The organism is Streptomyces sp. NBC_00370 (genome assembly GCF_036084755.1).
GTDB lineage: Bacteria > Actinomycetota > Actinomycetes > Streptomycetales > Streptomycetaceae > Streptomyces.
In genome coordinates this window covers 2,090,157-2,102,433 of sequence record NZ_CP107968.1, presented here as the reverse complement: position 1 = coordinate 2,102,433, position 12,277 = coordinate 2,090,157, and the positions used below count along the sequence as shown (strand labels likewise).

The following is a 12,277-nucleotide window of genomic DNA, read 5'->3' as shown; positions in this document are numbered from 1 at the left end:
ACGGGGGAGGCCACGGACCGCACCGCACTGCCCGAATTGCGGCCCGCCTGACAGGATCTGCGCATGACAGAGCACCGGACACAGCCGCCCCCGCCAGCGTCGCGGCCACGGCCCCAGCCACGCTCGCGGCAACGGACCTCCGTGGACGACGACGCGGTCAGGCAGGCCTGGCAGGACGTCGTTGCCACCGCCCGCAGGACGGCCGCCGAAGGCCTCGTCGTCGGCACGTCGGGCAACGTGTCGGCCCGCGTCGGCGATCTCGTCCTCGTCACCCCGAGCGCGGTGCCGTACGACCGGCTGACCCCCGACGACACCGTAGCGGTCCGGCTCGACGGGGAGCAGGTCGCCGGATCCCTCCCGCCGACCAGCGAACTGCCGCTGCATCTGGCGGTCTACCGCAGCACCCCGGCCGCCGCCGTCGTCCACACCCACGCCGTGCACGCCACCGCCGTCTCCACGCTCGTCCCCGAGCTGCCCCTGATCCACTACATGGCGGCCGCCCTGGGCGGTCCGGTCCGCGTCGCGCCGTACGCCACGTACGGGACGGACCAGCTCGCCACGTACATGCTCGAAGCACTCCGCGACCGCAGCGCCTGTCTGCTGCGCAACCACGGCACGGTCGCCCACGGCGCCACCCTCGACCAGGCGTACGACCGCACGGCCCAGCTGGAGTGGATGTGCCGCCTGTGGCTGACCGCGTCGGCGGTGCCGGGACACACCCCGACGCTGCTCTCCGAGGCGGAGCTGGCCGAGGTGACGGAGAAACTGAAGGGGTACGGCAAGCAGAGCTGACCCCCGCGACCGGCCGTGTCGAATGTCACCGGTGGTCCCCGTCCACTGGCGGGCCGGGCCGACGGTCACCACACTGTGAGGGTGCGCCCGGCAACAGCGACGGCAGCAGCCGTCACCACGATGATCGGTGTCGGCGCGGCCGCAGTCGCGGCCGGCCGGTACGCCAGCGACGCGGCGCTCAAGCCGCCGCCCGGGCGCGCCCTGCCCGGCGACCCCCGACTGACCGTGCACGCGACGGCCGCGGGACAGATCACCCTGACCCGCTCCTTCGCCTCCCTGCGTCCCGGCACGTACGGACTCCAGGGCCCCGGCATCCACGCCGTCGTCGGACCTGTGCTGCCCGACGTGGACCACTCCCCGGACACCGTCGTACGCCGTCTTGAGCGCGTCAGCCACGGCAAACTCACCCCGGGCAGCCGGGTGCGGCTCACCCCGCAGGTGCACAGCGGCGACCCGGCGACCGCCCTCGGCCTCGACCACCAGGACATCGAGATCCCCGGCGAACTCGGCATGCTGCCCGCCTGGTTCGTGCCCGGCCTCCGCGAGACCTGGGTGATCACCACGCACGGCCTCGGCACGACGCGCGAACACCCCCTGAACCTCATGGACTTCCTCGCGGCGCAGCGCTTCCCCGTGCTGGACCTCGCCTACCGCGGCGACGCCGGAGCGCCCAAGTCCCCCGACGGGATCGGCCATCTCGGCGACTCCGAATCGCGCGACCTGGAGGCGGCCGTCCGGCACGCGGTCCGGCACGGCGCGCAGAGCGTCCTGCTGTACGGCTGGTCGACCGGCGCCTCGATGGCGCTGCGGGTGGCGACCGACTCCGCCATGGCCGGCCGGGTCAGCGGCCTCATCCTGGACTCGCCCGTACTGGACTGGCAGGCCACCCTGCGGGCCCTGGCCACCGCCCGCCGCACGCCGGGCCCGCTGCTGCCCCTCGCCGTACGCGCGGCCCAGGGCAGGACGGGACTGAGCGGCAACCGGCTGCTGCGCGCCACCGACGCCCGGCACCTGCGGGTGCCGACCCTGATCATCCACGGCCCCGACGACACGCTCGCCCCGTGGGGCCCGTCCCGGCAGCTGGCCGCGCACCGCCCCGAAATGGTCACGCTGCACACCGTTCCGCAAGCGCCGCACGCCGCGATGTGGAATGCGGATCCCGACGGCTACGAAGAGACGCTGCGGCGCTTCCTCACCCCCCTGATGTAACGCCCGGAGCAGCCCGAACGCCGCCGCGTCCACGGCGGTTCCGGGCCCGGCCCGCGCACCCCGCCACGCCGTCGCCGGACCGATCCGGCAGGTTCCGTTTGGGCTTTCGGGCAGTCACCGGGAAGACTGCCCCCGTGACGTCCCGAAAGCCTGATGAGCAATTGGCGCGCAACTCCAGACTCCGAATCGTCCGTTCGCGGCCGGTGGCCTCGGCGCGACGGGCCGTGACCGACGGGCGGAACCGGCCGGCCCCCCGCCCGCCCGAGGGCACTCCGCCCCAGGCGGAGCTGGCCCGCCAGGCGAGGGCGGTGCTCGCCGACGCCGTACGGATCGCCCGATGGGCGGCCGTCGACCGGGACCCGGGAGCGGGCAGGCTCGGCGAGCAGGCCCAGGAACGGGCCGCTGCCGCGCTGGAGTTGTCACCCGCTCAGGTGCGCGCCGCGTGGGACCGGGCCAGGCTGGCCGGACTCGTCGAGCTGCACGACGGCGCGGTGCGCCCCGGCTGGCGGCTGCACGCCTGGGACCGCGACGACAGCGCCGTACTGCGCGGCTGGGTCGCGCTCTTCGACGCCTGGTCGCTGGTCCATCTCGCCCCCGCCGACGTCGAACCCGCGACCGTCGCCGAGGTCGTCGAAGCCCTGCCGCAGGTGCTTTCCCTCCTCCAGCTCTCGGCCGGGCCCGTGACGGCCCCCGCCCTGCTCGACCTGTTGCGCAAGCGCGTCGCCGAACTCCACGAGGAGCGCTGCGAGGTGCCGTACGGACCCGGCGCCGACGCCGCGGAGGCGACCGCCGTCACCGTCCCCCTCTCGCCGCTGCTGCACTGGGCCCTGGAAGGCCTGGCGTCGGTCGGCGCGCTCACCCTCGGCGAGGGCCAGGCGACCCTCACCCCGCTCGGCAACTGGGCGGTGTGGGTCAAGCTGGAGCAGATCTGCGTCGCCGCCCAGAGCCCGGCCGGCAACATCGAGCAGTCCGCGCAGGAGATGCTCCGCGGCTGCGCCGGCCTCACCCCCGGCCCCGCCCGCGCCGAGTACCGCGCCTGGCTCGCCGCCCGCACGGCGAGCAGCGCCATCAGCGAACTCCTCACCGTCGCACGGGGCGAGGACGCACTGCTGCGCGGTCTGGCCTTCGAGGCGCTGCGCGTCGTCGGCGCCCCCGCCGAACCCGGCGTACGGGCAGCGGCCGCCGACACCTCACTGCGCCCCTACGCGCTCCTCTGGCTCGCCGAGTACGAGGGCGCCGACCCCGACGACGCCTCCGAGGTCCTCACCCGCGAGGAGTCGACCTGGCTGTGGGTGGACACCGCGGCGGCCGTGGCCGACCACGGCGAGAGCGCGCTTCTGGTGCGCCACCTGGACTCGGCGGTGCAGGGCAACGTCCCCGCGCTCCTCGAAGAGGTACGCGCCGTCGGCCATCCCCGTACGGTCCAGGTGCTGGTCGCCCTGGCGGCGGCGCACCCGGACCCGGCCCTGGCCAAGGCGGTCCGCAGGGCGGCCTTCCAGGTCCACAACGGAGGCGCCTGAGCACCGGCCCCCGGCCCCCGGCCCCCGGTCCTCCCGCCCCCACCTGGGCCCGCACTCCGGCCCCCTCAGACCTCGGCTCCCGGCGCGTACGTACCGAAGCTCCAGACATTGCCTTCGGCGTCCCGCGCGATGTAGTCACGGGAGCCGTAGTCCTGGTCCGTGGGGGCCATCAGGATCTCCACGCCCTGCTCGACCGCCCGCGCGTGATGCGCGTCCACGTCCTCGATTACGACATAGACGCCGACCGGGCCGCCGTCCCCCATCGCCTTGGCGAAGACGCCCTCCCGGCCCTTCGCCCCCAGCATCACCATCCCGTTCCCGCACGACAGCTCCGCGTGGGCCACCGTGCCGTCCTCGGCCTCGTACACCGCGACTTCGGTGAATCCGAAGCCCTCTTTCAGGGTCCTGATGGCGGCCTTCGGGTCCGCGTACAGAATCGTCGGGTAAATGCTCGGAACCCCGGCCATGTGGACCAGCCCCTTCGCAGACTCGATAGCGCAAGCTCGAATGTGACCTGGATCTCAGTCTCGCACCGACCACCGACAATCCGCCCCCCGTCGCCTGGTCAGCCGGGGGAGGGGCGGCGCGACGTGGCGGGAAGGCAGTCGCGCCGGGCGGTTAGACTGGGCGTCATGGCATTTCTCCTCCTTGTGCATTAGCCGGCGTCGAAGTACTTCCTCCGCCTGTCCTTCCGCCGTCCAATACCGCCCTGGAGTCTTTCCGTGATCACCGCAACCGGTGTCGAACTGCGCGCCGGCGCCCGCGTCCTCATCGAGTCCGCCTCGTTCCGCATCGCCAAGGGCGACCGCATCGGTCTCGTCGGCCGTAACGGAGCCGGCAAGACCACGCTCACCAAGTGCCTCGCGGGTGAGGGCATCCCCGCCGCCGGCACCATCACCCGCTCGGGTGAGGTCGGCTATCTGCCGCAGGACCCCCGCACCGGTGATCTCGACGTCCTCGCCCGCGACCGCGTCCTGTCGGCCCGCGACCTCGACTCCGTGCTGAAGAAGATGCGCGAGAACGAGGAGCGGATGGCGAACGGCAAGGGCGCCACCCGCGAGAAGGCGATGCGCAAGTACGAGCGCCTGGAGACCGAGTTCCTGACCAAGGGCGGCTACGCGGCCGAGGCGGAGGCCGCCACCATCGCCGCCGCGCTCGGCCTGCCCGACCGGGTGCTCGGCCAGCCGCTGCACACCCTCTCGGGCGGTCAGCGGCGCCGGATCGAGCTGGCCCGCATCCTCTTCTCCGACGCCGACACCCTGCTCCTCGACGAGCCGACGAACCACCTCGACGCCGACTCCATCGCCTGGCTGCGCGACTACCTCAAGACCTACCGCGGCGGCTTCATCGTGATCTCCCACGACGTCGAATTGGTCGAGACGGTCGTCAACAAGGTCTTCTACCTGGACGCCAACCGCTCCCACATCGACGTCTACAACATGGGCTGGAAGCTCTACCAGCAGCAGCGCGAGTCGGACGAGAAGCGCCGCAAGCGCGAGCGCGCCAACGCGGAGAAGAAGGCCGCCACGCTGAACTCGCAGGCCGACAAGATGCGGGCCAAGGCCACCAAGACCGTGGCCGCGCAGAACATGGCCCGCAGGGCCGAGCGGCTGCTGTCCGGCCTTGAGCAGGTGCGGATGTCCGACAAGGTCGCCAAGCTGCGCTTCCCCGAGCCCGCCCCCTGCGGCAAGACACCGCTGACGGCCGAGTCCCTGTCGAAGTCGTACGGCTCACTGGAGATCTTCACCGATGTCGACCTGGCCGTCGACAAGGGCTCACGCGTGGTCATCCTCGGCCTCAACGGCGCGGGCAAGACCACGCTGCTGCGGCTGCTCGCGGGCGTCGAGAAGCCGGACACCGGACAGGTGACCCCGGGGCACGGTCTCAAGCTCGGCTACTACGCCCAGGAGCACGAGACCCTCGACCCCGAGCGCACGGTCCTGGAGAACATGCGCTCGTCGGCCCCCGACCTCGATCTGGTCGAGGTCCGCAAGACCCTCGGCTCCTTCCTCTTCTCCGGCGACGACGTCGACAAGCCGGCCGGAGTGCTCTCCGGCGGTGAGAAGACCCGGCTCGCCCTGGCCACCCTCGTGGTGTCCGCCGCCAACGTGCTGCTCCTCGACGAGCCGACGAACAACCTCGACCCCGCCAGCCGCGAGGAGATCCTCGGCGCGCTGCGCACCTACAAGGGCGCCGTCATCCTCGTCACGCACGACGAGGGCGCGGTCCACGCGCTGGAGCCGGAGCGGATCATCCTGCTGCCCGACGGGGTCGAGGACCTGTGGGGCGCCGACTACGCGGATCTTGTCGCGCTCGCCTGAGCCACGGCGATGCCCGTCCATCCCGCTGATCCAGGCTGATCGACTCCTTGTCGATCATTCGTATGGATCATTCGGCTGAGCGGTGATCCATCATCTGAGTGAGGGCGTCTACTCTTCCGGCGTGGCAACGCGTCGATCAGGCCTTGATCGTCCTTGTTCTGGCGTTTTCTCTGACACGCGCCGCTGACCTGGCATTTTTCCGGAAAATTCGAGCAAGATCCGTTGGTGCGACGTCTGGAATAGTGGATTCCGTTCGTGCTGGAGCCTTGAAGTGAGCCAAAGCTCGTCGTACGGACCTTGCCGAATGGGTGGCCAGGACGCCCCGGAGGGGTGATCATGAGAAGTCCAGAGCGCACTTCCCATGAGGAGGCACGGGTGGCCGAGACTCTGAAGAAGGGCAGCCGGGTAACCGGCGCCGCGCGCGACAAGCTCGCGGCAGACCTGAAGAAGAAATACGACTCCGGTGCGAGCATCCGGGCGCTGGCCGAGGAAACCGGCCGCTCCTACGGATTCGTCCACCGGATGCTCAGCGAGTCCGGAGTCACGCTGCGGGGACGCGGCGGAGCCACGCGAGGCAAGAAGGCCGCTTCGGCCTGACGACCGAGCGTCGCTTCTCCGGCCACCGGTTCGGACGGTGGCCACCCGGTCGGTCAAGCGATCACCCGGGTGGTTACTGTGCAGTCACTTAGCTCCATGCGTGCTGCGCTGACTGCGCGCCGTCTGCCCGAACCGGAGGCGTCCCATGACTTCACTCGATCCCCTACTCGACAAGGACGGCGTACGGCTCACTGTCGATGACGCCGTTGCCACGGTAACGCTGACCAATCCGGCCAAACGCAACGCCCAGTCTCCCGCTCTGTGGCGGGCGTTGACCGAGGCCGGAACGGCACTGCCGGGCAGTGTGCGGGTCGTCGTGGTGCGGGGCGAGGGCAAATCCTTCTCCGCCGGCCTCGACCGGCAGGCGTTCACCCCTGAGGGCTTCGACGGCGAGCCGTCCTTCCACGACCTCGCGCAAGGTTCCGACGCGGACCTTGACGCGGCCATCGCCGGCTACCAGGCCGGATTCACCTGGCTGCGGCAGAGCGACATCGTGTCGGTCGCCGCGGTCCAGGGCCATGCGATCGGCGCCGGATTCCAGCTCGCGCTCGCCTGTGACCTGCGGATCGTCGCCGAGGAGGTGCAGTTCTCGATGCGCGAGACAAGCCTCGGCATCGTTCCCGACCTGGCCGGCACCCATCCGCTGGTCGGGCTCGTCGGCTATGCCCGCGCACTGGAGATCTGCGTGACGGGCCGCTACGTGCAGGCAGCGGAGGCCGAGCGCGTCGGCCTCGCCAACCTGGTGGTGCCCGAGGCCGAACTCGACGCCGCCGTACGGGACTTGGCGGCCGCGCTGGTCGCGGCGCCGCGTCAAGCGGTCATCGAGACGAAGGCGCTCCTGCGGGGCGCTTCGAGCCGTACGTACGACGAACAGCGCGCGGCGGAACGCGCGGCCCAGGCCCGCCGCCTGCGCGACCTGGCGGGCCTCGGCGACTAGCCGGCCGGGCACGGCCCAGGGCGCGCCCTCGCTTCCCTTCCCGGTCACTCCCTTCCGGGGCGCTCCACCGCCGTGATCACCACGGCCACCGGAAGGGCGCCCGGTACGGCTGCCGTGACCGCGGCGCGTACCGCCCGTGCCACGTCCGGCGGGCGGTGCCCCGCCGCCGTCGCCAGCTCCACCCGTACGTGGTCGGCGGCGACCTCCACCGCCTCGCCCAGCGTTCCGGTCAGATGCGCGACCCCGGGCACCTCCGTCACCGCGAACGCCGCCGCGCTCTGCGGATCGACCGCGGGTACCCCGACCGGCCCAGCGGGCGCCGTCGAATCGTCAGGGCCGTCCAGCAGACCCGTGACCCGCAGATCCACCTCGTCCACCAGCAGCCCGAGCCGCTCCGTCGCGCAGGCGAGCAGCGCCGCGCGCAGCCGGGTCGCCACGGCCGGCAGCGGCTCGCCCACCAGCGCGCCGAACTCCCCCTCGATCAGTAGCGGCCCCGGCGGCAGCGCGCTCGGCGGGGCCGGTACCGCCGGTGTTCCCGCGCCTGCCGGGTCGTGCAGGGATACCCGCAGCCGGCCCGGCACCACGCCGGGTACGGCCGCAGCGGCCAGCCGCAGCTCGGCCGTCGCCGCCTGCTCGGCCAGCCATGCCCCGTCGGCGGCGGCGCCCAGCGGCAGCAGCCTGCCCAGGCCCAGCCGCTCCCGTACCGCCGCCGTCCATCCGTCGGAGCTGTGCCCGTCGGTGCTCTGCGCAGTCGTCATTGCTCCAGCCTGCCGTATCGGTGGCGCGGGACGCCGTAAGCACACCTAATGTGAGCGATGAAGTCCGAACCGTCAGGAAAGGGACGAATGGCGATGTCAGAGACCACAGCGCGTAACCAGTCGGATTCTTCTGAGCCGTCCGACAGGGCACAGTCCCTGACGAAGCGCGGCGGCGGCCCCGCGGGGACGCGCGGCCGTACCACCATCGCCGACGGCGTGGTGGAGAAGATCGCCGGGCTCGCCGCACGTGACGTGTTCGGCGTGCACGCCATGGGCAGCGGTATGTCCCGCACCTTCGGCGCCGTGCGCGACCGGGTGCCCGGCGGCGGCAAGTCCGTGAGCCGCGGGGTGAAGGCCGAGGTCGGCGAGGTGCAGACGGCCCTCGACCTGGAGATCGTCGTGGACTACGGCGTGGCGATCGCCGACGTGGCCCGCGAGGTGCGCGAGAACGTGATCTCCGCCGTCGAGCGGATGACCGGGCTTGAGGTCGTCGAGGTCAACATCTCGGTCAGCGACGTGAAGCTGCCCGACGAGGAGGACGACGACGACCAGGAGTCACGGCTCCAGTAACGGGCGGGCGGCGTGGCTGAGCGCGGACGACAGGAGATCAGGATGAGTATGGCGATGGTCGGCCTGTTGGCCGGAATGGCTCTCGCGTTCGCCGGGTACTTCGGCGGGTTCGGTGCCTTTGTGCTGGTGGCCGCTCTGGGGGCGATCGGATATGTGGCAGGCCGGTTCGCCGACGGCGATCTGGAACCGGGCGACTTCTTCCGCAGTCGCGACCGCGACGACCGGCGGCGGTGACGCGCGTGGCCGTTGACCGGGTGGCACCTGCCGAGCGCGGAGCGACCGCCATCGCCGACCGGGTGGTCGCGAAGATCGCCGCGCAGGCGGCGCGCGAGGCGCTCGACGGCGTGCCGGACGACGCGGAGCCGCCGCACGCCACGGTGTCGGTCAAGCACGACACCGCCCGGGTGCGGATCGGCGTCGAGCTGGACTACCCCTGCGACATCGGCGCGCAGTGCGGCGCCGTACGGCACCAGGTCGCCGAGCGCGTGCACACGTTGGCGGGGATGGAGGTGCCCGAGGTGGCGGTACGGGTGGAGCGGCTGCACTCCGTGCACTCCCGTGGCGTGGAGAACGGGAGGATCCGATGAGCGAGCGAGCGGCCGAAGAGGGCCGGTCGGCGTCCGCCACGCGGTACGACCCGTCGCGGCCGGACGGACCGGACGGACCGGAAGGCGCCGGCGGCCAGGGCGGGCCGGGCGGACCCGACGGCCTGGACGAAGGCGCGACCGCCGCGACCAACGCGAAGGCGGGCCGCTTCTGGTCGGCGCGCCGGGTGCCCGCGGCCATCGTGGCGGCGATCCTGCTCGGCGCTTCCGGGCTGCTGCTGTACGACGTCGTCGCCGTACGGGCGGGCCGTCCCGCGATGTACTGGCGGCGCGAACTCGCCAAGAAGCTCGCCCAGGAGCACCTGGACGACACCTGGGCACTGGTCGGCGCCGGTATCGCGATGGCGCTCGGCCTGTGGCTGCTCGTACTCGCCCTCACCGCGGGCCTGCGGTCGCTGCTGCCCATGCGGCGCGGCTCCACCCAGGTGCGGGCCGGCATCGACCGGGACGCGGCGGCGCTGGTGCTGCGCGACCGGGCGATGGAGGTCTCCGGTGTCCAGTCGGTACGGGTCAAGATGAAGCGCCACAAGGTCAAGGCCCGCGCCCAGTCGCACTTCCGTGAACTCGACGACGTACGGGCCGACCTGGACGACGCGCTCGGCGCGGGCGTCGACGAACTCGGCCTGGCGAAGCAGCCGGGACTCAAGCTCCATGTCCGCAGGCCCAAGAAGAAGGGGTGACCGGATGCTCCGGCTGGTCAACCGTGTACTGCTGGGCCTCGTCGGCCTGGTGCTGCTCTGCGGAGGCGGCATCGTCGTCGCGCGGGGCGCGGACTGGTCCGTACCGTCCTGGTGGCCCTACTCCGGCAAGCACGACGTCCTGCTGAGCCACGCGGACCGCTACCGCTGGCGCGACCAGGGCTGGTGGTGGCCGGTCGTCATCGCGGTGCTGGCGGTCGTGCTGCTGCTCGCGCTGTGGTGGCTGCTGACGCAGCCGCGTCGCGCCAGGCTGGGCGAGCTGCTGGTCGACAGCGGGGACGGCGAGGGCGCGGTGCTGCGTGGCCGGGCGCTGGAGAACGTCCTGGAGAACGAGTCCCAGTCGCTGGACGGCGTGGCCCGCGCCCGGGTCCTGCTGACGGGCCGCCGCCGAACCCCCGCCGCGCGGGTACGACTCCAGCTGCAACCCCACGCCTCCCCGGGCGAAGCGCTCCGCCGCCTGACGACGGAGGCGGTGGCCAACGCCCGCGACTCGGCGGGCCTGGACAAACTCCCCACGGAGGTCCGGCTCAAAGCGGCGAAACACCACGCGGACCGCGTGACGTAACGCGACGAGTCGCCGTCCGGCCGACGTGGCCGACGTGGGGCCTGGGGCGGGCTAGCCGACCAGGCTCTGCGTGCCCAGGACGCCCAGCAGCGCCAGGCGTTCGGCGTCCGCCGTGCCGGGCTCGGCCGTGTAGATCATGATCCGGACGTCGCTGCCCGCGACGCTCAGCACGTCGCAGTCCAGGGTCAGCGGGCCCACCCGCGGATGGTCGACGGTCTTGCGTGACGCCTCGATGTGGCCCACCGCGCCGGCGTCCCACAGCTCCGCGAACCGGGCGCTGTTCGCGCGCAGTTCGGCGATCAGCCGGCGCAGCCGCCGGTCCGCCGGGTAGTGGCTCTGCGCCGCGCGCAACTCCGCGACCTGCGCCGTCTCCAGTGCGCGCAGCGACTCGGGGGTGTGGCGTACGCGGCTGCCCGAGCCGAGGAAGTTGCGCCACACGCCGTTGCGTTCGTCGCCGCGCCGCTCGCCCATCAGCGCCGTGTACAGCGGATTGGCCAGCAGCTGTGTCCAGCTGGCGTCGAAGACCGCGACGGGCGTCCCGGCCAGCCGGTCCAGCAGACGCTGGACGCTCGGTGTGAGGTACGCCGGTACCGTGCCCTGCCCCGGCGGTACGAGTCCGGCGGCGTGGAACAGGTGCTCGCGCTCCGGACCCGACACGCGCAGGGCCCTGCCCAGGGCCTCGACGACCTGTTCCGACGGGTTGGCCGCCCGGCCCTGTTCGAGGCGGGTGACGTAGTCGACGGAGATCCCGGCCAGCAGCGCCAGCTCCTCGCGGCGCAGCCCGGGAGCGCGCCGGTGCTCCCCGGCGGACAGCCCCGCCGCCTCGGGCGGGACCCGGTCCCGCCAGCGCCGTACCGTGCGACCGAATTCAGTGGTGGCCATGAGACCACTGTGCACCGCCGGAGTCGGATCGTCCTGGTACCAGCAGTCCCAGGAAGACCGGACTGCTGGCTGACCTCCCGGGCGCGGCGCATGGTGGAGCTATGACATCAATACTGATCACAGGAGCGAACAAGGGAATCGGCTTCGAGGCCGCCCGCCAGCTCGTCGCCGCAGGCCACACCGTCTACGTCGGGAGCCGGGACGCCGAGCGCGGCCGGCAGGCCGCCGAGCGGCTGGGCGCGCGTGCGGTCCAGCTCGACATCACCGACGACGCGTCCGTCGCCGCGGCCGTGAAGACCGTCGAGGCGGACGGAGGCCTTGACGTACTGGTCAACAACGCCGGCGTCGAGGAGCGGGGCGAGAACAACGTCGTGATCGGCCCCGCCGACGTGACCGCCGACCTCATGCGCACGACGTTCGAGACGAACGTCTTCGGCACGGTCCGCGCCCTGCACGCCTTTCTGCCGCTGCTGGAGCGTTCCGCCGCGCCCGTCGTCGTCAATGTCAGCAGCGGCCTCGGCTCGATGACCCAGGTCACCGACCCCAGCGGTTTCACCTACGCCTACCCGGGCGTCGCCTACCCGGCGTCCAAGACCGCCGTCAACATGATCACCGTGCAGTACGCGAAGGCGTTCCCGCACATCCGGATCAACGCGGTGGACCCCGGCTTCACCAAGACCGACCTGAACGGGAACACCGGCGTCCAGACCGTCGCACAGGGCGCCGAGGTCATCGTGCGCATGGCGCAGACGGCCCCCGACGGGCCCACCGGCGGCTACTTCGACGCCAAGGGCAGCATCAGCTGGTAGCTGGTAGCTGGTAG

Annotated in this window: 15 protein-coding genes; 12 read left to right on the top strand and 3 right to left on the bottom strand. The window is 72.1% G+C overall.

Annotated elements, in window-relative coordinates; genetic code table 11:
- The first annotated feature begins 141 nt into the window (after window positions 1-141).
- The 3 genes from OHS57_RS09100 to OHS57_RS09090 all read left to right on the top strand — a co-directional run bounded on the left by OHS57_RS09100 (window position 142) and on the right by OHS57_RS09090 (window position 3,521).
- Entirely contained in the window at window positions 142-792 is a 651-nt protein-coding gene (locus OHS57_RS09100; protein WP_041991040.1) for a class II aldolase/adducin family protein, read from the top strand.
- Window positions 793-873: 81 nt separating this feature from the next.
- Window positions 874-2,001, top strand: coding sequence for an alpha/beta hydrolase (locus tag OHS57_RS09095; RefSeq protein WP_041991042.1), 1,128 nt, complete (start codon window positions 874-876; stop codon window positions 1,999-2,001).
- A 134-nt stretch (window positions 2,002-2,135) separates the two neighbouring features.
- Complete coding sequence (locus OHS57_RS09090) at window positions 2,136-3,521, top strand: hypothetical protein (protein WP_443042858.1); 1,386 nt, start codon at window positions 2,136-2,138, stop codon at window positions 3,519-3,521.
- A gap of 65 nt (window positions 3,522-3,586) precedes the next feature.
- Here OHS57_RS09090 and OHS57_RS09085 read toward each other — a convergent pair whose 3' ends face one another.
- Entirely contained in the window at window positions 3,587-3,988 is a 402-nt protein-coding gene (locus OHS57_RS09085; RefSeq protein WP_041991045.1) for a VOC family protein, read from the bottom strand.
- A gap of 255 nt (window positions 3,989-4,243) precedes the next feature.
- Between OHS57_RS09085 and OHS57_RS09080 the strand changes: the two genes are divergently transcribed.
- From OHS57_RS09080 to OHS57_RS09070, 3 genes are all read left to right on the top strand, one after another.
- Window positions 4,244-5,842 carry an ABC-F family ATP-binding cassette domain-containing protein gene (locus OHS57_RS09080; protein WP_041991046.1) on the top strand — a complete coding sequence of 533 codons (1,599 nt, stop codon included), beginning with the start codon at window positions 4,244-4,246 and terminating at the stop codon, window positions 5,840-5,842.
- Window positions 5,843-6,217: 375 nt separating this feature from the next.
- Window positions 6,218-6,439 carry a helix-turn-helix domain-containing protein gene (locus OHS57_RS09075; RefSeq protein ID WP_006123601.1) on the top strand — a complete coding sequence of 74 codons (222 nt, stop codon included), beginning with the start codon at window positions 6,218-6,220 and terminating at the stop codon, window positions 6,437-6,439.
- A gap of 145 nt (window positions 6,440-6,584) precedes the next feature.
- Window positions 6,585-7,376: an enoyl-CoA hydratase/isomerase family protein gene (locus tag OHS57_RS09070; protein WP_328581586.1), complete on the top strand. Its 792-nt coding sequence runs from the start codon at window positions 6,585-6,587 to the stop codon at window positions 7,374-7,376.
- Between the two features lie 44 nt (window positions 7,377-7,420).
- Here the strand turns inward: OHS57_RS09070 and OHS57_RS09065 are convergent, their stop codons facing one another.
- Window positions 7,421-8,134, bottom strand: coding sequence for a hypothetical protein (locus OHS57_RS09065; RefSeq protein WP_328581585.1), 714 nt, complete (start codon window positions 8,132-8,134; stop codon window positions 7,421-7,423).
- A gap of 93 nt (window positions 8,135-8,227) precedes the next feature.
- Here OHS57_RS09065 and OHS57_RS09060 point away from each other — a divergent pair, with 93 nt between their 5' ends.
- Genes OHS57_RS09060 through amaP form a run of 5 tightly spaced genes read left to right on the top strand, consistent with a single transcriptional unit; the run spans window position 8,228 to window position 10,572 of the window.
- On the top strand, window positions 8,228-8,704 hold the full coding sequence (locus OHS57_RS09060) for an Asp23/Gls24 family envelope stress response protein (protein ID WP_041996718.1): 477 nt from the start codon (window positions 8,228-8,230) through the stop codon (window positions 8,702-8,704).
- A gap of 42 nt (window positions 8,705-8,746) precedes the next feature.
- The gene (locus OHS57_RS09055; RefSeq protein ID WP_041991053.1) at window positions 8,747-8,938 is read left to right on the top strand and encodes a hypothetical protein; all 192 of its coding nucleotides are present in this window, start codon (window positions 8,747-8,749) and stop codon (window positions 8,936-8,938) included.
- Window positions 8,939-8,943: 5 nt separating this feature from the next.
- A complete protein-coding gene (locus OHS57_RS09050; protein WP_107070202.1) occupies window positions 8,944-9,291 on the top strand; it encodes an Asp23/Gls24 family envelope stress response protein in 348 nt (115 codons plus the stop codon).
- The gene (locus tag OHS57_RS09045; protein WP_107070112.1) at window positions 9,288-9,989 is read left to right on the top strand and encodes a DUF6286 domain-containing protein; all 702 of its coding nucleotides are present in this window, start codon (window positions 9,288-9,290) and stop codon (window positions 9,987-9,989) included. Before OHS57_RS09050 ends, OHS57_RS09045 begins: the two co-directional genes overlap by 4 nt.
- Window positions 9,990-9,993: 4 nt before the next feature.
- Window positions 9,994-10,572, top strand: a complete 579-nt coding sequence (amaP, locus tag OHS57_RS09040; RefSeq protein WP_328581584.1) for an alkaline shock response membrane anchor protein AmaP — start codon at window positions 9,994-9,996, stop codon at window positions 10,570-10,572.
- Between the two features lie 51 nt (window positions 10,573-10,623).
- Here the strand turns inward: amaP and OHS57_RS09035 are convergent, their stop codons facing one another.
- Window positions 10,624-11,454, bottom strand: coding sequence for a helix-turn-helix transcriptional regulator (locus tag OHS57_RS09035; protein WP_328581583.1), 831 nt, complete (start codon window positions 11,452-11,454; stop codon window positions 10,624-10,626).
- Window positions 11,455-11,555: 101 nt separating this feature from the next.
- Between OHS57_RS09035 and OHS57_RS09030 the strand changes: the two genes are divergently transcribed.
- Window positions 11,556-12,263, top strand: a complete 708-nt coding sequence (locus OHS57_RS09030) for an SDR family NAD(P)-dependent oxidoreductase (protein WP_041991060.1) — start codon at window positions 11,556-11,558, stop codon at window positions 12,261-12,263.
- Window positions 12,264-12,277 lie beyond the last annotated feature (14 nt).